The sequence below is a fragment of the Gelidimonas denitrificans genome (assembly GCF_055694065.1).
Genome location: NZ_CM146350.1, coordinates 1,523,936 through 1,548,807, shown reverse-complemented (window position 1 = coordinate 1,548,807; position 24,872 = coordinate 1,523,936). Strand labels below are relative to the sequence as shown.

Below are 24,872 nucleotides of genomic sequence, written 5' to 3'. Positions count from 1 at the left end.
TGTAAAGGAATACAGCATGTTGGAAATTAGAAATCTACAAGCAAGCGTTGACAACAAGCCGATCCTGCGCGGCCTCAATCTGACCGTGAAAGCCGGCGAAGTGCATGCGATCATGGGGCCGAATGGCTCCGGCAAGAGTACGTTGGCGCAAGTGCTGGCGGGGCATGAAAACTATAAAGTCACCGGTGGCGAAGTGCTCTATCAAGGCCACGATTTACTGGCGCTGGCACCCGAAGAGCGGGCGCGGGAAGGCGTCTTCCTGGCGTTCCAGTATCCGGTTGAAATCCCCGGCGTGAGCAATGTCTATTTGCTGAAAGCTGCGCTGAATAATATTCGCAAGCATCGCGGTTTGCCCGAACTCGACGCGATGGAATTTCTCAGCCTGATCAAGGAGAAGATGATTCAGATGGATATGAGCAAGGAATTACTGTACCGCTCAGTCAATGAAGGCTTTTCGGGCGGCGAGAAAAAACGCAACGAAATCCTGCAAATGGCATTGCTGGAGCCGAAGCTGGCGATTCTTGACGAGACCGATTCCGGGCTCGACATCGATGCGCTGCAAATCGTGGCCCGCGGCATCAATGCCTTGCGCAGTCCGGAGCGCGCGATGATCATGGTGACCCATTACCAGCGCCTGCTGGATTACGTGGTGCCCGACTTTGTGCATGTATTGTCGCAAGGAATCATCGTCAAGACCGGCGGCAAGGAACTGGCGCTCGAACTGGAGCAGCGCGGTTACGGCTGGCTGGAACAAGCGGCACCTGCCACCGAGAATAGCGCGGTGGCATGATATGAATAGCAATAGCAATAGCAATAGCCCAGCCAGAGAACACATTCTCGCCGATTTCAAGCGTATCGCAGCAGTCTTGCCGGGCGCGCAAGCGCCGTGGCTGGCGAAGATACGCAGCGCGGCATTGGAGCGTTTTGCGCAAAGCGGCTTTCCCACCATCCGCGATGAAGAATGGAAATACACCAATGTCGCTGCCATCGAGAAGCATGCTTTCCTGGCATTGCCTGACGGCGGCAAGCGCAATCACGCGACAGCCGCATTAGTCGAAAGCCTGACACAGAATCTGGTACTAAGCGGCACCGGCCACTTGCTGGTATTTCATAATGGCCGCCATGCCCCTGCCCTGTCGGCACCGGGCCAACTGCCTGCGGGCGTGACACTGGGCAGTTTGGCCGATGCGCTGCAGCAGACGCCGGACGTGCTTGAACCGTATCTGAGCAACAACGATCGTCAAACCGTATTTGGCGCGCTCAATACCGCCTTCATGGCCGATGGCGCTTATCTGCATCTGGCGCGCGGCGTGGTGCTGGAACAGCCGGTGCATCTGCTTTTCATCACGACTGAAGCAGGCGCTGCAACGCCGTTTTCAACCCACCCGCGCAACGTGATCGTGGCCGAAGCAGACGCGCAAGCGACGGTGATCGAGCACTACGCGGGGCCGGATGGCGTGGTGTATTTCACCAACGCCGTGACGCAGATTTTCACCGCAGAAAATGCCGCAATCGAACACTACAAACTGCAACAGGAAGCTGCGCAAGCGTTCCATGTCGCCGGCATTCACGCGGCGCAACAACGCAACAGCCGGCTGGCGTCGCACTCCATCACGCTCGGCGCGGCATTGGCGCGCAACGATATTACGACGGCATTCAATGCGCCGGGCAGCGAAGCTACGCTCAACGGTCTGTATCTGGTCGGCGGCCAGCAGCATGTGGATAACCACACCCGCATCGATCATCTCGAACCGGGCTGCACAAGCCATGAATATTATCGCGGCGTGCTGGATGGCCGTGCGAGGGCGGTGTTCAATGGCAAGGTAATCGTCCATCCGGGAGCGCAAAAAACCAACGCGCATCAGACCAACCACAATCTGTTGCTGTCCAGGGATGCGGAAATCGATACCAAGCCGCAACTGGAAATCTACGCCGACGACGTGCAATGTACGCACGGCGCAACCATTGGCCAGATTGACGAAACGCAGCTCTTTTATTTGCGTTCGCGCGGGGTGGAAGAAGCAATGGCAAGAGGCTTGCTGATCCACGCGTTCGCGCATGACGTGATCGAACGCATCCGGGTCGCATCGCTACGCACCAGGATCGAACAAATCCTGCTCACCCGATTGCCACAGGGTGATCGCATCAAGGAACTGACATGAAAATGGAAACTGAAGTGCTCTCGCAACCAACATCGCATCCAGCCATCGTGCAGCGCAGCGTGGCCGACTTGCGCCAGGATTTCCCTATCCTGCAAAGCACCGTAGCCGGCAAGCCGCTGGTTTATCTGGACAATGCCGCCACCACCCAAAAACCGCAATCGGTAATCGATGCCGAAGTCGCGTTTTACAGCCGCAGCAACGCCAACGTGCATCGCGGCGTCCATACCCTGAGTCAGCGCGCCACCGACGATTATGAAGCGGCGCGCGACAAGGTGCGGCGCTTCATCAACGCCGCCAGCAGCAAGGAAATCGTGTACGTGCGCGGCACCACCGAAGCCATCAACCTGGTGGCGCAAAGCTATGCCCGGCCGCTTTTGACCAAAGACGACAACATCATCATCAGCGCGATGGAACATCACTCCAACATCGTGCCGTGGCAAATGGTGTGCGCCCAGACCGGCGCGGAACTCAGAGTAGTGCCGGTCAATGACGCCGGCGAATTCGAGTTCGATGTCTTTGTCAAACTGATCGGTCCCGGCACCAAGCTGGTCGCCGTCACGCATCTGTCGAACGCGCTGGGCAGCATACCTCCGGTCAAGCGCATTATCGATCTTGCGCATTCTCACGACGTGCCGGTGTTGCTGGACGGCGCGCAAGCGGTGTCGCATATCGGGGTCGATGTCACGGCGCTGGATTGCGATTTTTATGCTTTTTCCGGGCATAAAATTTTCGGGCCGACCGGCATCGGTGCGCTGTACGGCAAAGAAGCCTTGCTGGAGGCCATGCCGCCCTATCAGGGCGGCGGCGACATGATCCGTTCGGTCACTTTCGGCAAGACCGAGTACAACGACCTGCCTTACAAGTTCGAAGCCGGCACGCCGAATATCGCCGGTGCCATCGGGCTGGGTGCGGCGCTCGATTATGTGAACACCATCGGCATCGACGCCATCGCGCAGCACGAACACGATTTGCTTGAATACGCAACCGGCCTGGTGTCCAAAATACCGGGCCTGCGCATCATCGGCACCGCGCAGCAAAAAGCCAGCATTCTGTCCTTCACGATGGAAGGTATCCATCCGCACGACATCGGCACCATTCTGGATCACGACGGTGTTGCGATTCGCGCCGGTCACCACTGCGCGATGCCGGTCATGCAACGTTTCGGCCTTGCCGGCACCGCGCGGGCTTCGTTTGCGTTCTACAACACGCGCCAGGAAGTCGATGCGCTGGTGGCATCGCTGCACAAAGTACAGGAGATGTTTCAGCCATGAATGACCTACGAGAGCTGTACCAGGAAGTGATCTTCGATCACTACCGCAAGCCGCGCAACTGCGGCGTCTTGGATTGCGCCAATCACCAGGCTGACGGCTACAACCCGCTGTGCGGCGATCAGGTGACGGTCTATCTGAAAGTCGAAAACGGCGTGATTGAAGACCTCAGCTTCAATGGCACCGGCTGCGCGATTTCGACCGCTTCCGCGTCCTTGATGACGGAAGCGTTGAAGGGCAAAAAAATCGCCGAAGTCGAACACCTGTTCAACGATTTTCACCAGATGGTGACGGCGGCCGACGAATCGGTGCCACGCCCTGATCTGGGCAAGCTCGAAGCGCTGGCTGGCGTGCATGAATTTCCGGCCCGCGTGAAATGCGCAACGCTGGCCTGGCACACATTGCAGGCGGCACTCAAAAATCAAGCGATACCAGTTAAAACGGAGTAAGAAAATGAACCCAGACACATCATTCCTGGCAGCGGACAACGATCCCAATTTTGCAAGCGATGCGCTAAGAGAGAATCTGATCGCCATGCTGCGCACCATTTACGACCCCGAAATTCCCGTCAATATTTACGATCTTGGGTTGATTTACGATATCGAGATCGCGCCCGATGGACAGGTTGAAATCGAAATGACGCTCACCGCGCCGGCCTGCCCGGTAGCGGGCACTTTCCCCGCCACCGTCGAGGAGCGCCTGTCCGAAGTGCCGGGCGTAAACGGCGTACACGTAGAACTGGTGTGGGAACCGCCCTGGAACATGGATTCGATGAGCGATGAAGTCAAGCTCGAATTAGGTTTGTTTTAAGTTAAAAATCCACTGTCCATGAAAGGCACGAAAATGCACTTGATCATTTTTCGTGTCTTTCGTGTTTTTCGTGGATAACGCCTTTTCACTCAAAGGAGCTGTCATGTCTAACTGGTTTGATGTCGCACCCGCAAGCGAATTCGCGGCGGGAGACTGGCGTTCAATCGATCTGGATGGAACCCTGATTGCCGTATTCAACCTGGGCGGCGCGTATTACGCGATCGAAGATGTCTGCACCCACGACGGCGGCATCCTGACCGGCGGCACTGTGGAAGGCGAGGAAATCGTCTGCCCGCGCCACGGCGCCCGATTTTCGATCAAAACCGGCAAGGTTCTGTCGCCGCCGGCGTATGAAGATGTCAGCCGATTTCCCGTGCAGGTAGAGTCCGGCATGGTGCAAGTGCGAGATATGCGTTGGGATTGATGCGATTATTTTCGAGCGGAAACTGCGTTGGCAATAAGTTTCTGGCAATTTAATATACATGGCAATGTATTTTTATGTGCCGCAGTGTATGTATGCTGCAATGGCATTGCTTTAAGGCATACCCCTACAAAAAACGTAAAACTGAAGTAGTTCTTGTAGGAGCGGACCTGGCCGCGACAGACGGCCGCAGTCTGGGGACTGCTTTCGCGCCCGGGTGCGCTCCTACAAAAACCGCACCACTTCGCTCTTGATTGGTATGCCGGCTGAACAGTTGCCCTGCCATTAAACGGCAGCGCCAAACGTCACCAGCCGTGGATCGTCAATCATTTCCAGGATGTGCCGCACCCGCTCTTGCCACAGGTTTGCAAAATCGCGTTTTTCCTGCTCTTCGGCTGCGCCGCCCAGCACCTTTTGCATCAGCTGCATCACCGCAGGGTTTGACGCCACGATGTCGGGGTGATAACTGACTGTCACGCTAGCGCCGGTATCGGTTCTCTGGAAACGTATTTCGCCGTCCAGCGCAACATCAAAAAAGAGCAAATCGCGGCGGTCGAAGCGTCCTGCAATACCCTTGAAACCGCTATCGCTGGTGGCTCCTGTAATCAGGCTAACCACATTCGCCATCACGCCCGTCACGCCGCTCTGGAGCGCGTTGCGGAAATCAACCCTGATGCCGCCCCGTTGCGGCAGGTTATCGTCATACAAATAAGCAAGTGCCTTTAACGTCATCAAATAGGCACCCGCCACCGTAGGACAGGAATGGCCGGCCAGCTTGACCGCATCGGCGTAAGAGTATTCGATCACGCCGTCTTCGGCCGCCCCGAGCAATTCGGAAAGCGGATCGTATACGGAGATTTTTCTGGCTTCATCAAAAAAGGCTGGATAGTGCATGGAGTGCTCCTGAATATGCAATTTTTATGCATCTTGAAATATTAATGATTGGCACTTGTCACGCAACACGCTGCAAGCGCGCCAGCGGCCGAGTTGTGCGGTGCAACGCAAGGCGCGCCGGTGCGATACTGACTGGCAGCGTTGGACTGCGCTGGAAGATCTGTTCCAGACCGGACATCACTGCCAGATTGGCGGTTTCCATCGCAGCAAGAGCATCCAGCGCTTGCGCGAAATCGCCGGCGTAATAGCAGGTCACGGCGCGCCGTGCCTGTTCATGGACTGCCTTGTGTGGTGCCTCAATTTGGCGATAGCCGGCAAGCTTGGAGAATTGCGATTTGCCTTCTCCTGCGTAGTACCAGGCGCCGAGGCGGCACTCGGTATGACCCGGCAAATCTTCCGGCGCGACCTGCGACAAGCCCATGAAGACCTTATAGACTTCCAGCTTGATGGTCAGTTCTTCTATGTTGGCCAGTTCGATATTGCTGAGTACGGCCGAGGATTCAATCGCGATTTCCATCTTGTGCGACAGTTCCAGCAGGCGCTGCATGCCATGCATCGCGGCCTCGCTTTCGCTGCTAAAGCGGCTGGCGTCCTGGGCGCCGGCTTCCATCACGGTTTTCGCTGCGCTCGACTCAACTTGAATGGTACCCACCAGCGTGGAAATTTCCGCAGTGGCTATGGTGGTGCGCCCCGCCAGCTTGCGCACTTCGTCGGCCACCACCGCAAAACCCCTACCATGCTCGCCTGCCCGCGCCGCTTCAATTGCGGCATTGATCGCCAGCAGATTGGTCTGGGCTGCGATTTCACGGATGGTCTGGACAATCCCGCTGATTTGCCCGGCGCGCAAATTCAGGCCATCCACATTGACCGATGCCGCATTAATACTGTCAAACATGTGGGATAAATTTCCGGAAATTTTTTGCAATGCCTGGCGATTCGCATCCGACTCCGATGCGGCTTGCAAGGCCGATTGTTTTTCTTCGTTCAGGGTCGATGCCAAGCCTTGGAACGATTGACGAATCCCCTGCAGCGATACGCCAAAATTCGACAGGCTGGAAAATACACCCTCAGCCACGTTCTGCCGGGCTTGCGCTTGTACCAGTTGCGTCTGCAACAGTTGGTTCTGTGCAAGCAGCGTTTTGTTTTGCAACAGCGCCTCAGACAATGCGCGTTTTATCTTTCCGTCAAACATGGTGGTGAGCCTTTTTTCTTCCGCAAGTAACTGTTTACAGGTTAATTACCGGCCAGTGGTTTTATATGGAACTGATATGGTGCTAATTATTAAAATTATGTCATCGAGCAACATTGTGTATTGCCTGGATACATCAATAAACAATGGTGTTCAACGCGAAAATGAAAAGTAATAGTAGATAGGTGGCGCAGGTGACTTTGGAAGTTTGCGCTAAAACCAAAAAGAGCGAGTGCCGCGGCGACTCGCTCTTTTTGGTCGTCGGAATGGATTTGGCCAGTTTATCCAGTCATGCTGCGTGGCCGGCCAATTCCGGCAGGAAACCGCTGCATCTGTTACTGGCATCAACCAGGTTTAACCGCCGCAACTGCCGCAGCAACTGCCGTTTTCGCCATGCGCCGATTTTTTGGTGCTGAGTGCATAGCCAGCTTGTGTCAATACATTTTGCAACTCTTGCGGAGAAGTGACTTCTTCGTCAAATTGAACGTTGACTTCGCTGTTTTCAAGTACCACTACTACGCCGCTTACGCCTTTGACGCTCTGCAGTTTACGAATCACGCTGTCAGCGCAATCCTGGGTTGTCGTTCCGGCAAGTTTCAGGGTTTCGGATCGCATCATATTTCCTTTTGTAAGTGGGATAGGGCAATGGGAAAAAACATATTCTCTAATTTCTTCAGCGTTATTGTGACATAACAATCATATTAAATACATCTTTAAATTGCACCATGCTACAAAAATTCGATTACGAATTCAGTTAATTTACAAGCGCATGGCAAATAAGCTAATCTATGTTTGCTAGCGCGCAAAACTATATTTTTTTCCGATAGTAATGTTGCTCAACAGTGCAATAAATAAGTGGCCGAGAAATAATTCAAGGCTTATGAAAATCGTCACACAGTTAAGCAGGCCGCAGTGGAAGAGCATGGAAGTAGCAATAAATCTCGATGTCGATTAAAAAGCATTTATTATTTATTCTCTAAAGGAAACTTAATCATGAAAATATCCCAACGCATCCCAACTTATCTGCTTGCTTTTACACTGGTTGCCCTGGCAGGCTGCGCATCAACGGCAAAACAGGAAGGAACTGGCGAATATGTGGATGACACCGTCATCACGACTAAAGTAAAAGCTGCGATTTTCAACGAGCCTACCTTGAAATCGACAGAAATCAATGTCGAGACTTTCAAGGGTGTAGTTCAGTTGGGCGGCTTTGTTACTTCGCAGGCAGACATCAACAAAGCGGCCCAAATTGCACGGGGTGTGAAGGGTGTCAGATCGGTTAAAAATGATATGCGTATTAAGTAACAATCTGATAGCCAATTAACCGGGCCGGCATTGATTTTGTACAAAGCAATGCCGGCCCGGTTTTGGTTTGAGTACCCGATTTTGGTTTAATTATCGTTTTTGGTTTAATTGTCATTAACCGTTTTCATTTTTAAAACACTCGAATATATAAATTGGAACTCTTCTCGCGTTTTTTTGCCTCATGTAATTTTTCAGATTTACACCCTATCCAGATGAAACCGTTGTGCAATGAATCCAATAGATACTAAATTGGCAGTACCCGCTGATCTTAATGATCCCGCTGATCTGACAATAGCTGACAGCCCACTTCCCGAAGATGCAGCAAAAAACGCAATAGAAGCCCCTTCCGATTACCTTCGCCTGCCCAATCATCTAGATGCGCGCGGGCTTTCAATTGTTATAATAGCAACACTGGCGTTTGTGTTTACCCTGCAGTGGGCCCAGAAATTTTTCATTCCTTTGCTGTTCGGCATCTTTATTGCGTACACACTCAATCCGTTTGTCAGCTGGTTATCCCGGCTGAAAATTCCCCGCTTCTTTGGCACCTGCATCGTAATGCTCACGATACTGAGCGGAGCCGCCATAGCGACCAATACATTACAAGAAGAATTCCAATCGATATTGAATGAATTGCCAGCGTCAACGCAAAAAATATCGCGGGCACTGAAAAAAATACAAGGCAGTCGGCCCAGCACGATACAACAAATGCAGGCAGCGGCAATCGAGTTTCAAAAGGCCACCGGTCAGGCAACCGACACGCGATTCGCTGCCAAAAAAATGGCTGGCCCCGAGCAACCGGCATTCAAGGTAAGCGACTGGCTCTGGGCGGGTTCGCTGAGTGCTGCCGAGTTCATCGGCCAGGCCACAATCGTCACTTTTCTGGTATTTTTTCTTCTATTGTCCGGCGACACTTTCAAACGCAAACTGGTCAAGTTATCCGGGCCATCAATGGCCCGGAAAAAGATCGCGGTACACATACTTGACAACATCAATACCTCGGTTCAAAACTACATGTCGATGCTGTTGGTAACCAATGTGCTATTGGGAGTAGTTACGTGGATTGCATTGCGCTGGATTGGCCTTGAAAATGCGGGTGCATGGGCAGTTGCTGCTGGTTTTCTGCACATCATCCCGTATTTTGGCCCGTTGCTGATTACGGTCGCGACCGGAGTGAGCGCATTCATGCAATTTGCATCGTTCTCGATGGTGCTGCTGGTCTCGGGCACATCGCTGGCAATTGCCACCGTTGTCGGCACTTTCGTGACGACGTGGATGACCGGAAGAATCGCGAAAATGAATACCGCCGCAGTCTTTATCGGATTGCTGTTCTGGGGCTGGCTGTGGGGCATCTGGGGCATGCTGCTAGGCATCCCGATCATCGTTATAGTAAAAGTAATCTCCGAGCATATTGAAGGATTGCAGCCGGTTGCAGAATTGCTCGGAGAGTGAGCCTGATTTTTTCACTCGTTGATGACGGTCTTATTGCTATGCACCCTGCTGCGCCTGCGCCCGAATGGTTGACAGCGTCAACGTCGGGGTAATCACTTCCGGCGACAGACGGATTTCTATCACTGCCGGCAAGCCGCTGGCCCGCGCCTGTTCGAATGCAGGCATGAAATCGGCAGTTTTTTCAACCACCGCACCAAAAGCCCCGAAAGAGCGGGCGAAAGCAGCGAAATCCGGATTGGTCAGGGTGGTGCCATGCACGCGGGCCGGATATTCACGCTCCTGATGCATCCGAATCGTGCCGTAGATGCCGTTATTGACGACGATGAAAATCACCGGCAACTGGTATTGCATCGCGGTGGCCAGCTCTGAACTGCTCATCATGAAGCAGCCGTCGCCGGCGAACGCCACCACAGTACGCTGCGGATACAGCGATTTGGCGGCAATCGCGGCCGGTACGCCGTAACCCATCGCGCCGGAAGTCGGCGCCAGTTGCGATTTGAAATGGCGAAACCGGTGAAAGCGATGCACCCAGGTTGCGTAATTACCCGCGCCATTGCAAATAATGGCGTCGGCCGGCAAATAATCGCGCAGATACAGCATGATCTCGCCCATCTGCACCGGACCATCCACTTGTGGCGGCGTGCTCCAGGCCAGGTAATCGGCGTGGGCTGTCGCAGCCTGATCCTGCCAGACTGGCGCTGCGACTGGGGTTAACTCAGCCATCGCAGCGGCGAACTCCGGCATACCGGAATTGATCGGCAGAGTCGCTGCATATACGCTGCCAAGCTCTTCGGCGCCCGCATGTACATGCACCAACTGCTGTTTTGGCACCGGAATATCAAACAGGCTGTAACCGCTGGTGGTCATTTCGCCCAAGCGCGGGCCGATTGCCAGCACCAGATCGGCATTTTTGACGCGTTGCGCCAGCTTCGGGTTGATGCCGATGCCGACATCGCCGGCATACAGCGGATGCGTATTGTCGAACAAATCCTGAAAACGGAACGCGCACGCGACCGGCAATTGCCAGGCTTCGGCGAAGCGGCGCAGGTCAGCGCAGGCTTGCGGCGTCCAACCGCTGCCGCCGAGAATCGCCAACGGGCGTTTGGCCTGTGCCAGCAAGCCGGACAATTGCTGCAGTGCGGCTGGCGGCGGCGCTGCAGCGACGCGCTGAAACCGGGGCGCAGCGGGCGCGCTGACCTGATCGCGCAACATGTCTTCCGGCAGCGCCAGCACTACCGGGCCGGGCCGGCCGGAAACCGCGGTATGAAAAGCGCGGCTCAGGTATTCGGGAATCCGTCGGGCGTCGTCGATTTGCGCCACCCATTTGGTCATCTGACCGAACATGCGACGATAGTCGATTTCCTGAAATGCCTCGCGATCCATGCAATCGCGCGCAACCTGGCCGACGAACATGATCAGCGGGGTCGAATCCTGATACGCGGTGTGAATGCCGATCGCAGCATTGGTAGCTCCGGGACCGCGCGTAACCATCACAATGCCGGGTGTGCCGGTCAGCTTGCCATAGGCTTCGGCCATGTTGGACGCGCCGCTTTCGTGGCGGCACACCCGCAGGGCGATCTGCTCGCGCACGTCATACAAGGCATTGAGTACGTCCAGATAACTTTCGCCCGGCACGCAAAACACTTGCCGCACGCCATGCGTAATCAGGCTATCGACAAGGACTTTTCCACCGCTACCGGTGTGAATCAGATCAGTATGCATTTTTGCCTCGGAATCAGGTGCAACATAGGAAGGGGGTTCGGGAGGGGTTCAACTGCGATTGACTTCCGCGCCCGATGGGAAAAACAGGAAGCATGGCTTGCGCTTGCGTTCGAGTATATGCAATAAGCCAGTTATTTTCAAAATCAAAAAAAGCCATGACATCATTACGTATGCTCATGCAAACATATGCGTCATGGCGAAAAGCAGGGCCAGGTAAAGCGCGAAAAACAGCACGGTAGGATGGGTGTAACCCATCTTGTAAGTTCGATATGCGATGGGTTGCACCCATCCTACGGCCTGATAAAAAATACTGGCTATCGTATTTTTAGTATGCGCAATAGATATATGCGAATAATGGCACTAAAATTGCCATACTCCCTATTATTATATTTTTTGGATGGCTTGTCCTGTTCGTGCTTTTCGTGTGTTTCGTGGACACACCTGCTGCGCCATCAATCGTTCTGCAACTCACTCACAATCCAATCGCGGAATTTGATTACGGCCGGCTTGCTGGCATTTTTTTCGGGATAAGTCAGATAGTAGGATTGCGCGCTTTTGACGGCAAACGGAAACGGCACCAGCAACTGTTCCAGGCGGAGTTCAGTTTCAACCAGAAACTTCGGCATCAATGCAACCCCCAATCCCGCCACCGCTGCCTGAATCACCATCGACAATTGTTCAAAGCGCGGCCCAAACAATGCATTGGGACAATCAGCGCCGAGATACTCTTCCAGTATTGCCGCCTGGCGGCTGAGCGCACCTTGGGTCTGGTGCAGTTCATGTGCCGCTTGGGTAAAAGACAGATAACGCGCTGCCGTCTCAAAAGCAATCAAACAGGATGTGGACGGAATGAATCTGCGCATGACTATGCAGTCGTACCCATGTCTGAGCCGAAATCGATCATGTGTTCAGATCAAATACCGCCATCGATTCCACATGCGCGGTATGCGGGAACATGTTGACTACGCCGGCATATTTCAACGTATAGCCGCCTTCCTGCACCAGCAGTCCGGCGTCCCGGGCCAGGGTTGAAGGACTGCAGGATACATATACGATGCGTTTCGGCATCATGTCCGGATGGCTGTGCCGCAGGCCGACCAGTGCCTGGCATACGGCGATTGCGCCATCGCGTGGCGGGTCGATCAAAAGACGGTCAAATTTACCCAGTGCAATAAAATCTTGCGTGGTGGCTTCAAACAGGTTGCGGCATAAAAACTGCGTTTTCTGCGCCAGACCATTTGCTTGCGCATTCTCCAGCGCACGCTCGGTTAAGGCGGTGCTGCCTTCAATGCCGATCACTTCCCGCGCCTGGGTTGCAATCGGCAGCGTGAAATTGCCCAGGCCGCAAAACAGATCCGCCACACGATCAAAGGCTTGCGCATCCAGCAGACGCAGTGCGCGCGCCACCATGACGCGGTTGATATGGTGATTGACCTGGGTAAAGTCGGTCGGCTTGAAAGGCATCTTCACGCCAAACTCGGGCAGAGAATAGTGTAGCGTCGTATTCTCGGGATAAAACGGCACCGCACTCTCCGGCCCATTGGGCTGCAACCACCATTGCACTGCATGCGCGTCGGCAAAAGCCTTCAGCTTGATTTCGTCCGTTGCGGTGAGCGGCGCCATGATGCGCAACACCATCGCTGTTACCTCTTCGGTTACTGCCAGCTCAATCTGCGGCAACTGACGCACGATCGTCAAGGATGCAATCAAATGGCGCAGCGGCACCAGCATCTTCGATACATGCGGCGGCAAAATTTCGCAAGTTTTCATATCGGTGATGTAGCGCGATTTTTTCTCGTGAAACCCCACCAACACGCCGCCCTTTTTGGGAACGCAATTGACGGACAGGCGCGCCCGGTAGCGGTAACCCCAGGTCGGGCCGTAAATTGGCCGCAGCATGGTTTCTGCCCGAATCCGCCCGATATGCCACAAATTGTCTTCCAGCACGCGCTGCTTGACCGCCACCTGCGCCGAAGGCTCCAGATGTTGTATTGCGCAACCGCCGCACAGTCCGAAATAATCGCACTTCGGTTTGACCCGCAACGCCGACTCCCGATCGATGGCGATCATGGTGGCGGCTTCCCAGTGTGCTTTTTTGCGATAGGTTTGATAACTGACACGCTCGCCCGGCAATGCGCCCTCCACGAAGACCACTTTACCGACGCTGCCGTCTTCATTCTGGAGGTGACCGACGCCGCGGCCATCCATGTCCAGGGACTCGATTTCAATCATGTTAAGCGACATAGGAATACATAAAGTTACGGATGCGACCTCAATCCGATATTGAAAAAATTTGTTGCGGGGAGGTACTACGTGTGACGTTTCTGCAAAGACAAATACATTTGAATGCGAAAATTTCGCTTAAAGTCCTACAGCAAAGAATCTCTTCCTACCCCTCGGGCGGCCAGCGAACGCTTCAATTTGTATAGAGCTTCCTGCTGAATTTGCCGGATGCGTTCACGCGTTACGCCCATCTCTTCCGCCAGCGTTTCCAGCGTAGCCGGGGAATCGTTATCCAGACCGAAACGGCGCGCAATCACCATACGTTGCTTGTTCGATAATTTATGCAGCCATTCCCGCACCAACACCGTCATTTCAAGTTGCTCGGCATGCCTGTCCGGCGCATCGTCGGTATCGCTGGGCAGCAGATCCATCAAACTCGATTGCGGATCGCCATCCAAAGGAGCATCCAGCGAAGCGGCATGTTCGGAGAGAGCAAGGATATCCTGCACTTCTTCCACCGTCCGGTCGATCAGGTGCGCAATGTCATCGACTGTTGCCTCTTTGCCGTCCTGATGTTGCGCTTCCAGATGATATTTCGCCCGCAGAGCCTGGTTCAATTCGCGCACCATATGCACCGGCAAGCGCACGGTACGAGCCTGGTTCATGATTGCCCGTTCTATGTTCTGGCGTATCCACCAAGTGGCGTAAGTCGAAAAACGAAAACCGCGTTCAGGCTCGAACTTGTCGATCGCACGCATCAATCCAAGGTTGCCTTCTTCGATCATGTCCAGCAACACGACGCCGCGATGGATGTAATGCTTCGCGATTGAAACCACCAGGCGCAGATTGTGTTCGATCATCTTCTGTCGCGCCTCGAAATTCCCCTGTTTGGCCAGTGTCGAGAAATGCAGTTCTTCGCTCGCCGTCAGCAACGGCCGGGTTCCGATCTGGTTCAGATAATGCTGCGTGGTATCGGTAGAAAGCTCGGCCACCAACACAATTTTCAGATCGTCCGAACTAGCCAGTAAGGCTACCGTCTCGACCGCATCCTGGTTTTCGCTATCGTCACCATCGTTGACTGGCACGCCATATTCCGCAACCGCACCATCGAATGGCGTATCGGGGATGTCCTCAGCCTCGTCATCCTGATTGTTATTCTGCGGGTGCGGCGGCTTGTTCATCATGGATGGTTATCTGCTCGGCAAGAATTTGGATGGATCGACAGGCTTTCCCTGCTGCCGAATCTCGAAGTGGAGCTTGACTGCGTCGGTATCGGTATTGCCCATTTCAGCGATTACCTGCCCCTTGTTGACGCTCTGACCTTCCTTGACTGTAATGGTTTTATTGTGGGCATAGGCTGACAACAGATTGTTGGTGTGCTTGACGATGACCAGATTGCCGTAACCGCGAATTCCGCTGCCGGCATACATCACTTTGCCAGAACCGGCGGCAATCACATGTTGTCCCAGTTTGCCGGTAATATCGATGCCTTTGTTCTTGCCCTCTTCAAAGCGGGCGATGATTTTACCTTGTGCCGGCCAGATCCAGCCGATTCCATCGTCGGCTGCATCAGCCGTTTTGGCTAGTTCCACTTTCGCCGGGGGCGTAGCGGCGGCAGTGGCGGATGTTACCGGCACCTTTGCCGCTGCAATGGCGGCAGCAGCTTCTGGCTTTTGCAATTCGGTCAGTGCGCTTTCCGAATAGGGGCGCTTGTCGCCACGGGGAGCTGATTTATTGCTGGCACCGCCAGAGGCTGCCAATGGGGCCGATAACGCGCGCACTTCAACCCCGGAACTGGCGATACTGCCGGTTTGCGCAGCTCCCGCCGCCGCATCCGGTGGCAGAACGCGCAAGACTTGATCAACCTGGATATCGTTCGGATTGGTCAGATTGTTCCAGGCCACAATATCGCGATAGGCCTGCCCCTGATCCAATGCAATGCGATACAGAGTGTCACCTTTTCTAACAGTGTAATACCCGGGGCCGGCAGGGGTTTGCGACCTGGCCAGCTCAACCGCCCTGGTTCCCGCTGCGTGGTCGGTCACAGGTGCCGAATGACGTGGTGTGCTGCACGCGGCCAATAGGCCAAGCAGTGCTGCTGACAAACTTAAGCGTATTTTATTCATTCTCTTATTATGTTGATATGGCGCTGCAGCGCATGTCATAGCTACAGTTTTCATGCCGTTCCTGGACGGAGGGGGACGAAATAGCATTGTTCCAAAGTCACCCTGCTCCACTCCGATTTGCTGATACGCTCGACTAATTGTAGTTGCTGCTGCTGGGCACCTATCGGCGCTACCAAGCGTCCACCCAAGGACAGTTGCTCCAGCAATATGTGTGGCACTTCCAGACCGGCCGCAGCCAGAATGATGCCATCAAACGGCGCTGCTTGCGGCAGTCCAAGCATACCATCTCCGTAATGTAGCCGGATATTGGCGATGCGCATTGGGCGCAGGTTGGTTTTGGCCAGTTCATGCAGCGGTTTGATCCGCTCGATCGAAAAAACCTCCTTCGCCACCCGCGACAATACCGATGCCTGATAACCGCAACCGGTGCCGATTTCAAGCACACGATTCAGGGTGCGGCCATTACACAGAATTTCCAGCATCCGCGCCACAATATACGGTTGCGAGATGGTCTGTTGGTACCCGATAGGAATTGAAGCATCCACATACGCCTGACCAGAGAAACCGGGCTCCATGAAGAGATGGCGCGGTACCGCCTCCATTGCCGTTAATACGGCCGTGTTCGTAATGCCCTGCTTGACCAGTCGTGCCACCATTGCATGCCGCAATGCATCCGGCACCAGCGGGACGTGTGCGCCAGCCGTCAAATTGCCTGGCGCCGGCTTCGATGCCACAGCGATTGGCGTCATCTGGCTGGCTTGGCGCTGGCTATGCTGTGCACTGTTTTTGGTGGCAGTTTGCGGCGTGGCAATTGGACGAGCGGAAGAAGACGCACCATACGATGACTTGAACGGCTTTTGCGCAAGAGCAGACAGCGAAAGCGGAAACCGCTTGGCTTTGTCGGTCATAGCAGCCCTTTCTTGAGCGCTTCTAATTGCATGGTATGGGTCAAATCAATCTGCAACGGGGTCACCGACACATGTCCTTTTGCGACTGCATTAAAATCGGTGCCTTCGCCCGCATCCTTGGCCGCGCCTGCCGGGCCGATCCAGAATATCTCATGTCCACGCGAATCCTGCGTTCTGATCACCGCTTCCGATTGGTGACGCTTACCTAGTCGGGTGGCAAGCAGCGGCTTAAGTTCATGGTAGGGGCGATTTGGAATATTGACATTGAGCAAATAGGGCTTTGGCAATGCTGCGAATTGTCTCTCGACGATCTCGCGCGCTACGCGTGCCGCTGCTTCCAGCTGCTTCCAGCCTTTTTGCGCCTGCGAGAAGGCAATCGACGGAATACCGAACAGAAAGCCCTCGGTAGCTGCTGCCACAGTGCCGGAATACAGCGTGTCATCGCCCATATTTTGGCCCTGATTAATGCCGGACACTACCAGATCGGGTTTGTACGACAATATGCCGGTAAGCGCCACATGGACGCAGTCTGTGGGCGTGCCATTGACGAAATAAAAGCCGTTCTCGGCGCGCAGCACCGACAGTGGCCGGTCCAGCGTCAGCGAATTGGACGAGCCTGAACGGTTGCTGTCGGGCGCCACCACCACGATTTCGGCAATCGGCGCCAGCGCATTAGCCAGCGCGATGATGCCTGGCGCCAGGTAGCCATCGTCATTACTGATAAGGATTCTCATGTGGCAATTTTACCTGATGGACCATCCTGAATTTGCATCTGATAAGAGGTCTCGTAAAATTTACGGCATAATCACAAAATATCACGACCGTTCTATTTTAGATAACATCTGAGGAGACTAAATGAAAGCTACCGTCTGTCATGCATGGGGACTGCCCGACACGCTCAAACTTGAAGATATGCCGGATCTGCTGCCCGCTGCAGATCAGGTCGTTATTGCGGTCAAGGCGGCCGCCGTAAATTTCCCTGATGTCCTGATTATCCAGGGCAAATACCAATACAAACCGGAGCTGCCATTTACCCCCGGCAGTGAACTGGCCGGAACCATATGCGCGGTCGGTGCCGGCGTCTCCCGCTACCAGGTGGGCGACCGGGTGCTTGCCTTTGTTGCCCAGGGTGCGTTTGCCGAGCAAGTCGCGGTGCCGGCACAGGCAGTAATACCGATGCCGGCAGACATGGATTTCGACACTGCCGCTGCCATCAGCCTGACTTACGGCACCTCACATCATGCAATAGTAGACCGTGCGCAGTTGCGGGCCGGAGAAACCATGCTGGTATTGGGCGCCGCCGGCGGTGTCGGACTGGCTGCGATCGAAATCGGCAAGGCGCTTGGCGCGCGCGTGATCGCCGCCGCATCCACCGATGAAAAGCTGGCGGTCTGTACCGCCCACGGAGCTGACGCCACCATCAATTACAGCACGCAAGACTTGCGCCAAGCCATCAAGGCGGCAACTGAAGGCAGAGGGCCGGATGTGATTTACGATCCGGTCGGCGGCATATATGCCGAACCGGCTTTCCGCTCGATCGGCTGGCGCGGCCGCTACCTGGTGGTTGGTTTTGCCAACGGCGAAATCCCGAGCTTGCCGCTTAATCTCGCCTTGCTCAAGGGTGCGTCGCTGGTTGGCGTGTTTTGGGGCGAGTTTGTCAAGCGCGAGCCAAAAGCGAACCTGGCTGCGATGCAGCAATTGCTGGGCTGGTTGGCCGATGGCACGATTCGCCCGCACATCTCGGCGCGCTATGCGCTGGCCGACACCGCCGCCGCGCTCAATGCAATGGCTTCGCGCAAGGTAACCGGCAAAGTGTTGATCAAGCCGTAATCTGGAGAAGGCATGGTCCACGAAAGACACAAAAAAAGCGGAAAAAAAATTTGGTGCAGAGAAGCGTGTCGGCAGATACAAGCAGCATACGAAAGGAGAAAGGATTGCTTCATGAAACTTTTTCGTGTCTTTTATGTCTTTTGTGTCTTTCGTGGATAGTGCCTCAGATAAATATATTAAATGCAGGGGTATATTTTAAGCAGTAATGAATACATGCGGCAAATTATATGTAATTCAACATACTCCTATTGCCATTAATCCCGCCACAAACCCGCCGACCAGATGCGAGCAACAGCTTGCCGCCGGTATCATAAACCGACCACAGCAGCGGCCTGCCCAGAGCAATATCGGTGGCAAGGACCGGAGCCAGAGAAGAGAATTTACGCATTTATAAACCTTCAGTTACAGCCATCGGGGCAACTCCAGCCTCCCCGCCAAAATCCAGAGACGAAATAAATACCACTATCCAGTAAATAAATTACCGCTTATTTTACAAGCGTAAAACCATTAGTTACTGCATATCCCCCAACAAACACTCTATTTTTCCGGCGAATTAAAAAATGCTTGCGCGACACTCAATTCCCGTGTGCGCTTGAACGGTGGCAGGCTTTGCCAGATCCGCTTGCCATACGGTTTTGAAATCAGGCGCGGATCGCAGATCATCAGCACGCCGCGGTCGGCCTCGTCGCGTATCAGACGGCCGGCGCCCTGTTTCAACGTGATGATGGCTTCCGGCAGCTGATGATGCATGAAGCCATTCAAGCCTTTCTTTTCCATCACTTCGATACGGGCTGCAAGCACCGGGTCATCCGGCGGCGCAAACGGCAATTTGTCAATGATCACCAGCGACAATGCCTCGCCGCGCACGTCGACTCCTTCCCAGAAACTCTGGCTGCCGATCAAGACTGCATTGCCAGCCGCACGAAAACGCTCCAGCAACTCGGTGCGCCCGGCCTCACCCTGCACCAGCAGCGGGAACGGCAGTTGCCGTTTTTCAAACTCGGTGCGCAAGCGTTCGGCCGCGCGGTTCACGGCCCGGATGGTGGTGCACAACAGGAAACTGCGCCCGCCGGCAGCCTCGATCAGCGGCAACGCGGCATCGACTACCGCATCGGTGTAATCCGGCGAATTCGGCAACGGCATGTGATTCGGCACGTACAGCAAACCTTGCTGGGCATAATCGAACGGGCTCGGCCAGGTTTGCGCCGGCGCATTCCACAAGCCCATTTGCGATGCGTAATGGTTGAAATCGTTCTTTACCGCCAGCGTGGCCGAGGTGAAAATCCAGGCCCGCGGCACGCCTTCGCGCTGCTTGTTGAAAATCGGCGCAATCGAGAGCGGCGTGCGGTGCAGCTGCAGGGATGAAGAATACGCTTCCACCCACAGCACGCATTCCTGGCCTTCGCCGGATTTGTCATCGGCACTGGTGGCTGGTGCAGCCTGCGGGGTATTCCATTGATCGAGCCTGGCACCGAGTTCAATCGCACGGGTGCGGCATTGCTCGATGGTGTCGGCCCGTTCGGCCTGGCTTTCCAGGGTTTCGATCATCGCGCGGAACTCTTTGCGCAAGGTCTCCAGCGCCGGGAAAAATGCCGAGGATGCTGCGATCTGGTTCACCGACAGTCGCACGAAATCCTGCGGAAATGCCAGCCGCAAATCGCGCGCGGCGCGCTCTACCGGCATCACAACCTTGGCCCATTCGGCACCGTCGCGCGCGTGCGACAAGCCTTCGGCCAGCACGTCGCGACACAATTCCAGCACTTGCGAAGTCGATATGGTTTCGCCGAAAAACAGGGTTGCGGTGTCCGGCAGCTGATGCGCTTCGTCAAAGATGATGGTGTTGGCCGAAGGCAGCAACTCCGCCACGCCGGTATCCTTGAGCGCGACATCGGCAAAGAACAGATGGTGATTGACCACCACCACATCGGCCTGCTGCGCTTCCTTGCGCGCCTTCATGACGAAGCAATCCTGATAATACTGACATTCGGCGCCCATGCAGGTGTCGCGGGTGGATGTCACCAGGTTCCAGATCAGCGCGGTTTCAGGCACCTCCGCCAGTTCCGCCTTGTCGCCCGAAGTGGTGGTTTTTATGAAGCGCGAAATGGCACGCAAATAACCGACGTCATCGCGCGATGTCAGGCGGCCGTTCTCCAGCGTGCGCTCCAGATGATAATGGCAGACGTAATTGGCACGCCCCTTGAGCAGCGCCACCGACACCGGCACATTGAGCGCGCGGCGCACGGTCGGAATATCGCGCAGAAACAGCTGATCCTGCAGATTCTTGGTGCCGGTCGAGACGATCACCTTGCCACCCCACAGCAGCGCCGGCACCAGATAGGCAAAGGTCTTGCCGGTGCCGGTGCCGGCTTCGGCGATCAGGGTGCTCTGCCCGGCAATCGCGTCTGCAATCGCTTTCGCCATTTCAGTCTGCGACAAGCGCGCCCGAAAGCCGCTGACCACTTCCCCCAAGCGTCCGGCGGGGCCGAAAAGCTGATCGATATCGGCATCATGCATGCCCTGGTGTTGCGATGCGGAAGAGTCTTCAGTCAAGATAGCTAACGAGAATATGGGAAGGACCAGAAATAACGGTCGTCAATCAGGCCGGAACATCGGGGATAAGCTGCATTTTCAGCAGGGTGACATAATCTTTCAATTGCAGCTTGCGCTTCTTCAAGCGCCGCAGTTGCAGTTCATCCGGGCGCCCGCTCAAGATAAGCGCATCGATTACCGTATCCAGATCACGGTGCTCGACTTCCAGTTCAATGATGCGACGCTGGGTAAGTTCTGGAATTGGTGTAGTCATATGGTGGCATCCAACTAAAAAATTTGCAAATTGATCCGACAGTCATCATTGCAAAACCGGCTTGCAATACAGTAGTATCAACGTCTTTTTGGTTACAACACTGTGTGACTTTGCGCGGAGCTGCTGCGGTTCGGCAGACTTTCTCGCGCTACGTTTGTCGCTCCAAGGCAATTCAGGCTGACAGTTTAATCCACCGAGACGTATGCGCCAATACAAGTTAGAAGCAGGTACCGGGCAACACATCGGCGACCGTCATGAACAGCAAGATCGGGTTGCCCTGTTTGCCGCCCCCAAAGCCCCCGGCACCATGTTGGCGGTGCTGGCGGACGGGATGGGCGGACGTACCGGCGGCGCGCTGGCGGCGGAACAAATCATCAACTCGGCGCAACAGTTATTCAACGAATTCTCACCTGGACTGGAAACGGTTGAAGCCCTGCTAGGCAGAATCGTGCATGAAGCCCACAGCATCATCAAACTGAGCAGCTTCTCATCCGAAAAAAAACCGCACAGCACCATAGTCGCGTTGGTCATCAGCCCGGACCATCGCGCCGTCTGGGCCCATGTCGGCGATTCGCGCCTGTATCTTTTTGAAGGGCCAAACTGCATCCACTGCACGGTTGACCACTCGTATGTGGAAAGACTGGTCAGCGAAGGCAAACTGAGCCGGCAGGAAGCAAAAAATCATCCGCTCTCCAACGTATTGACCAATGCACTGGGTTCCCACAAGAGCGAACCCACCATTACCTTCGGACAACACGATAAGCTGCACGCCGGGAATGCATTTCTGCTCTGTAGCGATGGTTTGTGGCATTATTTTTCGGAGCTCGAAATGGGTGCGGCAATCGCCATGAATTCACCCCGCAACGCGTCCGAAATGCTGATCCGCAAAACCCGGGAGCGGGCCAACGGCAGCGGCGACAACTGCAGCATGGCAATCGTCAAACTGGTCCACTCAGAAAAAATTATCCGGCCAGCCAGCTTAAGCTAATCATCCTGGACCCCGGTTTGGGTATTGCTAATGCGAATCTAGCGGTGGCGGCAAGCTTTCTGCAGCCACGGCGGGCGGCACCGCTAGTGGTTGAACTTTACGATTGCGATCTTTTTCGGCCTTCCTGGCGGCGAGGTCGCGCTGATGCGCTTGCGCCTCCCTGATTTTTTTGTCGTAAGCAGCAACATTGGCCGCGCGTTTTTGCGCATCGGCTGCAACCTCCGTCTGCATGCGTGTCTGCCGGGCCTGATGGTCGGCGCTGCGCTGCGCGGCATCTTGCGCATGAAGTTGTTCGTTTTGCACCTGCTGTCTTTCTTTTTCTGTATTACGCGCCTGTTTTTGTGCAATTTCTTGTGCTTTTTGCAGAGCATTTTTCTCGATCTGGACCGCTTCCACCGCTTTTTCTCGGCGCCTGTCGATCAATGCTCGATCCCTGTCGGCAACCCTCATACGCCGTATTACCGTTTCCGCTTCAATCTGCACCAAGCGCACCGGTTCCAGGGCAGCGCGGCGGCGTTCTTGCGCCTTGTCCCGGCAGGCGCTGACAAAAAACATTCCACCGCAGGCCTGCTCATCCTGTCCATATTGCAGTTCGATGCGGGCGTTTTCGTTGGCCGCTTGTTCCTGCGCAGCCTCAGCCGCCTCGACTGTCGCAATTGAATCGGGCGGGTATCGTGTAGACAGCATCGCGCCAGCATCCTGCGCAACAGCGTAGTGGAAAAACAGGGCCAGCAGACCACCTGCCAACCCTCGTAAAAGAAGCCTGCTTTTGTGGATAGGCAGCATACGATATATGTTTAAAAGACAATTCATGGCGAATTACACCAGCCCTGCCAAAGTATCGCGTCGCTCGGACTGCATATACTCGCGCGATTGCATCTCGATGATGCGGGACACGGTGCGGTGAAATTCATTGGCCAGTATGCCTTCCGTATAAAGTTCTTCAGGTTCGACTTCGGCTGACATGATCAGCTTTATTTTGTTGTCGTAAAACACGTCGATGAGCCAGGTAAAGCGCCGCGCCTCCGACGACATAGAGGCCGAAAGACACGGTATGCCAGACAGAATGATAGTGTGAAAACGGCTGGAAATCTCCAGATAGTCGTTTTGCGAACGCGGCCCGCCGCACAAGGTTGCAAAATCAAACCACGCTACGCCGCCGGCGCGACGCAAGGCTTTGATCTCGCGCGTTTCGATACGAATGCATGGGTCTTCGTCGGCGATATCGGCGATGCCGGCATAGGCCTCGCGCAGCGCGTGATCGGCCTCAGCGCCCAGCGGGGTATGGTAGGACGCTACCTGTTCCATCGCGCGCTTGCGGTAATCCAGACCGGTGTCAACATTCATCACGTCCATGTTGTGCTTGATCAAGGCGATAGTAGGCAACATCCGATCGCGATGCAGACCGTCCGGGTAGAGCGTATCCGGCGCGTAGTTGGAGGTCATGACGAACGATACGCCATTCGCAAACAGCGCCCGCATCAGGTTGTACAGAATCATGGCATCGGCGATATCGGATACATGAAACTCGTCGAAACAGATCAGTCGATATTTTTTGGCAATGCGGAGCGCCACTTCGTCCAGCGGGTTGGCCACGCCCTTAAATTCATCCAGCTGACGATGCACGTCGCGCATGAATTCATGAAAATGCACCCGCGTCTTGCGCACCAGCGGTACCACCGAATAAAAGCTATCCATCAAGAACGATTTGCCACGTCCGACGCCGCCCCACATATATAGCCCGCGCGGCATCAGAGGCCGATTGATCAAGCGCTTGAACTTGCTGGAACGCTGCGACTTGAACGCAACCCATTCGTCAAAGCTCTGCTGCAGACGCACTACGGCGCGGCGCTGGGCCTCATCCGATGTGAAGCCGCGCGCAGACAGCGCATGGTCGTAATACTGCTGGACATTCATTCGCATTCGCATACTTCCATACGAGCGCCTTAGGATCAGGCGTGTTGTGATTTACTAAGCTAGCCATAGGCCAGCCGACCAACGCCAGTCAGCGCGGCCCTGATATGACGAAAAAGCTGGTGGTATTTGATATTGATGCGGTACGGCGATTTTGCCACATTCAATTTCAGGTGTTTTATCAAAGGCACTACCGGTCAAAACCTCGCCCTTCAGGGCGATTCTGAATTTGGGCGGGGTGGGTGCAGCCCCGTCCAAATTTTCTTGACGCAGTAAGCCGTTTAGGCGCACTCGTGGATCACTTCTGCACATCAAAAAATATACTGCAACAGGTATTTTTAATAAAAATAATGAACACATGCAGGAAAAGCAGTATTTATTAATATACTCCCATTAAATTGAATGCAATCAAGATACGGAAGCAGTTCGGCTCAAATGCAATCTGGAGAGATTACAGCGGTTTCATCTCGACCGTGATGCGCACTGGATATATCGCGCCGCCACCCGAACCGACTGGAAAGCTCAAGCCGACCCCAAAACCGACATTGCCGCCACCACCACCCAAACCAACGCCGACGCTGGAGCCGCTGGCCCCAACCCCCATCGCCTGGTACACCACTTCTACGGTGCGGTAACCCGGCTGGCTGCATAACACATGCAAGTCGCCATAGGCGCGACCAGGATTTAGCTTGGCCGGCGTGATTATTTTCCAGCTGCCGGCATTGCTTGCAACGGTGCAAGCGACGCCCGTCAATAAACGGCCTTGCACCGCCGTCTCAATCAAAATAGTGCCGTCACCCGGCCCGGCTGTTGCACACGCAGCGAGCACAATAGGCAATAACAGGGTCAGATGACGCATG

At 54.8% G+C, this 24,872-nt stretch carries 26 protein-coding genes; 10 read left to right on the top strand and 16 right to left on the bottom strand.

Annotated elements, in window-relative coordinates:
• Positions 1 to 16 precede the first annotated feature (16 nt).
• From sufC to FKCLFG_RS07160, 6 genes are all read left to right on the top strand, one after another.
• A complete protein-coding gene (gene sufC / locus FKCLFG_RS07185; protein WP_472615528.1) occupies positions 17 to 790 on the top strand; it encodes a Fe-S cluster assembly ATPase SufC in 774 nt (257 codons plus the stop codon).
• Position 791: 1 nt separating this feature from the next.
• Positions 792 to 2,162 (top strand): Fe-S cluster assembly protein SufD, encoded by a 1,371-nt coding sequence (gene sufD, locus FKCLFG_RS07180; RefSeq protein WP_472615527.1) that lies wholly within the window; start codon positions 792 to 794, stop codon positions 2,160 to 2,162.
• A gap of 2 nt (positions 2,163 to 2,164) precedes the next feature.
• Complete coding sequence (locus tag FKCLFG_RS07175; protein ID WP_472615812.1) at positions 2,165 to 3,433, top strand: SufS family cysteine desulfurase; 1,269 nt, start codon at positions 2,165 to 2,167, stop codon at positions 3,431 to 3,433.
• Entirely contained in the window at positions 3,430 to 3,879 is a 450-nt protein-coding gene (sufU, locus tag FKCLFG_RS07170) for a Fe-S cluster assembly sulfur transfer protein SufU (RefSeq protein ID WP_472615526.1), read from the top strand. The genes FKCLFG_RS07175 and sufU overlap by 4 nt, the downstream gene beginning before the upstream one ends.
• Before the next feature lie 4 nt (positions 3,880 to 3,883).
• Positions 3,884 to 4,240 (top strand): SUF system Fe-S cluster assembly protein, encoded by a 357-nt coding sequence (locus FKCLFG_RS07165; protein WP_472615525.1) that lies wholly within the window; start codon positions 3,884 to 3,886, stop codon positions 4,238 to 4,240.
• A 103-nt stretch (positions 4,241 to 4,343) separates the two neighbouring features.
• Positions 4,344 to 4,664 (top strand): non-heme iron oxygenase ferredoxin subunit, encoded by a 321-nt coding sequence (locus FKCLFG_RS07160; protein WP_472615524.1) that lies wholly within the window; start codon positions 4,344 to 4,346, stop codon positions 4,662 to 4,664.
• Between the two features lie 282 nt (positions 4,665 to 4,946).
• Here FKCLFG_RS07160 and FKCLFG_RS07155 read toward each other — a convergent pair whose 3' ends face one another.
• The 3 genes from FKCLFG_RS07155 to FKCLFG_RS07145 form a co-directional block, all read right to left on the bottom strand.
• Positions 4,947 to 5,555, bottom strand: coding sequence for an FmdE family protein (locus FKCLFG_RS07155; RefSeq protein WP_472615523.1), 609 nt, complete (start codon positions 5,553 to 5,555; stop codon positions 4,947 to 4,949).
• Positions 5,556 to 5,613: 58 nt separating this feature from the next.
• Complete coding sequence (locus FKCLFG_RS07150; protein ID WP_472615522.1) at positions 5,614 to 6,747, bottom strand: methyl-accepting chemotaxis protein; 1,134 nt, start codon at positions 6,745 to 6,747, stop codon at positions 5,614 to 5,616.
• Positions 6,748 to 7,098: 351 nt separating this feature from the next.
• On the bottom strand, positions 7,099 to 7,359 hold the full coding sequence (locus FKCLFG_RS07145) for a heavy-metal-associated domain-containing protein (protein ID WP_472615521.1): 261 nt from the start codon (positions 7,357 to 7,359) through the stop codon (positions 7,099 to 7,101).
• 378 nt (positions 7,360 to 7,737) lie between these two features.
• On the opposite strand from FKCLFG_RS07145, the gene FKCLFG_RS07140 reads away from it, so the two are divergent.
• Both FKCLFG_RS07140 and FKCLFG_RS07135 read left to right on the top strand, forming a co-directional pair.
• Complete coding sequence (locus tag FKCLFG_RS07140; RefSeq protein WP_472615520.1) at positions 7,738 to 8,049, top strand: BON domain-containing protein; 312 nt, start codon at positions 7,738 to 7,740, stop codon at positions 8,047 to 8,049.
• Between the two features lie 228 nt (positions 8,050 to 8,277).
• Positions 8,278 to 9,498, top strand: a complete 1,221-nt coding sequence (locus FKCLFG_RS07135; RefSeq protein WP_472615519.1) for an AI-2E family transporter — start codon at positions 8,278 to 8,280, stop codon at positions 9,496 to 9,498.
• Between the two features lie 36 nt (positions 9,499 to 9,534).
• Here the strand turns inward: FKCLFG_RS07135 and FKCLFG_RS07130 are convergent, their stop codons facing one another.
• The 7 genes from FKCLFG_RS07130 to surE all read right to left on the bottom strand — a co-directional run bounded on the left by FKCLFG_RS07130 (position 9,535) and on the right by surE (position 17,211).
• Entirely contained in the window at positions 9,535 to 11,220 is a 1,686-nt protein-coding gene (locus FKCLFG_RS07130; RefSeq protein ID WP_472615518.1) for a thiamine pyrophosphate-binding protein, read from the bottom strand.
• A gap of 452 nt (positions 11,221 to 11,672) precedes the next feature.
• Complete coding sequence (locus FKCLFG_RS07125) at positions 11,673 to 12,083, bottom strand: LysR family transcriptional regulator (protein WP_472615517.1); 411 nt, start codon at positions 12,081 to 12,083, stop codon at positions 11,673 to 11,675.
• Positions 12,084 to 12,120: 37 nt separating this feature from the next.
• Positions 12,121 to 13,464 carry a 23S rRNA (uracil(1939)-C(5))-methyltransferase RlmD gene (gene rlmD / locus FKCLFG_RS07120; RefSeq protein ID WP_472615516.1) on the bottom strand — a complete coding sequence of 448 codons (1,344 nt, stop codon included), beginning with the start codon at positions 13,462 to 13,464 and terminating at the stop codon, positions 12,121 to 12,123.
• Between the two features lie 125 nt (positions 13,465 to 13,589).
• The gene (rpoS, locus tag FKCLFG_RS07115) at positions 13,590 to 14,627 is read right to left on the bottom strand and encodes an RNA polymerase sigma factor RpoS (protein ID WP_472615515.1); all 1,038 of its coding nucleotides are present in this window, start codon (positions 14,625 to 14,627) and stop codon (positions 13,590 to 13,592) included.
• Between the two features lie 6 nt (positions 14,628 to 14,633).
• Positions 14,634 to 15,569 (bottom strand): peptidoglycan DD-metalloendopeptidase family protein, encoded by a 936-nt coding sequence (locus tag FKCLFG_RS07110; RefSeq protein WP_472615514.1) that lies wholly within the window; start codon positions 15,567 to 15,569, stop codon positions 14,634 to 14,636.
• 50 nt (positions 15,570 to 15,619) lie between these two features.
• The gene (locus FKCLFG_RS07105; protein WP_472615513.1) at positions 15,620 to 16,477 is read right to left on the bottom strand and encodes a protein-L-isoaspartate(D-aspartate) O-methyltransferase; all 858 of its coding nucleotides are present in this window, start codon (positions 16,475 to 16,477) and stop codon (positions 15,620 to 15,622) included.
• On the bottom strand, positions 16,474 to 17,211 hold the full coding sequence (gene surE, locus FKCLFG_RS07100; RefSeq protein ID WP_472615512.1) for a 5'/3'-nucleotidase SurE: 738 nt from the start codon (positions 17,209 to 17,211) through the stop codon (positions 16,474 to 16,476). The genes FKCLFG_RS07105 and surE overlap by 4 nt, the downstream gene beginning before the upstream one ends.
• Positions 17,212 to 17,332: 121 nt before the next feature.
• Here surE and FKCLFG_RS07095 point away from each other — a divergent pair, with 121 nt between their 5' ends.
• Positions 17,333 to 18,307, top strand: coding sequence for an NADPH:quinone oxidoreductase family protein (locus FKCLFG_RS07095; protein ID WP_472615511.1), 975 nt, complete (start codon positions 17,333 to 17,335; stop codon positions 18,305 to 18,307).
• Positions 18,308 to 18,530: 223 nt separating this feature from the next.
• Here FKCLFG_RS07095 and FKCLFG_RS07090 read toward each other — a convergent pair whose 3' ends face one another.
• The 3 genes from FKCLFG_RS07090 to FKCLFG_RS07080 all read right to left on the bottom strand — a co-directional run bounded on the left by FKCLFG_RS07090 (position 18,531) and on the right by FKCLFG_RS07080 (position 21,110).
• Entirely contained in the window at positions 18,531 to 18,695 is a 165-nt protein-coding gene (locus FKCLFG_RS07090; protein ID WP_472615510.1) for a hypothetical protein, read from the bottom strand.
• A 149-nt stretch (positions 18,696 to 18,844) separates the two neighbouring features.
• Positions 18,845 to 20,821 carry an ATP-dependent DNA helicase gene (locus FKCLFG_RS07085; protein WP_472615811.1) on the bottom strand — a complete coding sequence of 659 codons (1,977 nt, stop codon included), beginning with the start codon at positions 20,819 to 20,821 and terminating at the stop codon, positions 18,845 to 18,847.
• An 82-nt stretch (positions 20,822 to 20,903) separates the two neighbouring features.
• Complete coding sequence (locus FKCLFG_RS07080) at positions 20,904 to 21,110, bottom strand: YdcH family protein (protein WP_472615509.1); 207 nt, start codon at positions 21,108 to 21,110, stop codon at positions 20,904 to 20,906.
• 202 nt (positions 21,111 to 21,312) lie between these two features.
• Between FKCLFG_RS07080 and FKCLFG_RS07075 the strand changes: the two genes are divergently transcribed.
• Positions 21,313 to 22,098: a PP2C family protein-serine/threonine phosphatase gene (locus tag FKCLFG_RS07075; protein ID WP_472615508.1), complete on the top strand. Its 786-nt coding sequence runs from the start codon at positions 21,313 to 21,315 to the stop codon at positions 22,096 to 22,098.
• Positions 22,099 to 22,125: 27 nt separating this feature from the next.
• Here FKCLFG_RS07075 and FKCLFG_RS07070 read toward each other — a convergent pair whose 3' ends face one another.
• The 3 genes from FKCLFG_RS07070 to FKCLFG_RS07060 all read right to left on the bottom strand — a co-directional run bounded on the left by FKCLFG_RS07070 (position 22,126) and on the right by FKCLFG_RS07060 (position 24,871).
• Positions 22,126 to 22,785, bottom strand: coding sequence for a hypothetical protein (locus tag FKCLFG_RS07070; RefSeq protein ID WP_472615507.1), 660 nt, complete (start codon positions 22,783 to 22,785; stop codon positions 22,126 to 22,128).
• A 132-nt stretch (positions 22,786 to 22,917) separates the two neighbouring features.
• A complete protein-coding gene (gene zapE / locus FKCLFG_RS07065) occupies positions 22,918 to 24,015 on the bottom strand; it encodes a cell division protein ZapE (protein ID WP_472615810.1) in 1,098 nt (365 codons plus the stop codon).
• A gap of 448 nt (positions 24,016 to 24,463) precedes the next feature.
• A complete protein-coding gene (locus FKCLFG_RS07060) occupies positions 24,464 to 24,871 on the bottom strand; it encodes a hypothetical protein (RefSeq protein WP_472615506.1) in 408 nt (135 codons plus the stop codon).
• Between the last annotated feature and the right edge of the window lies 1 nt (position 24,872).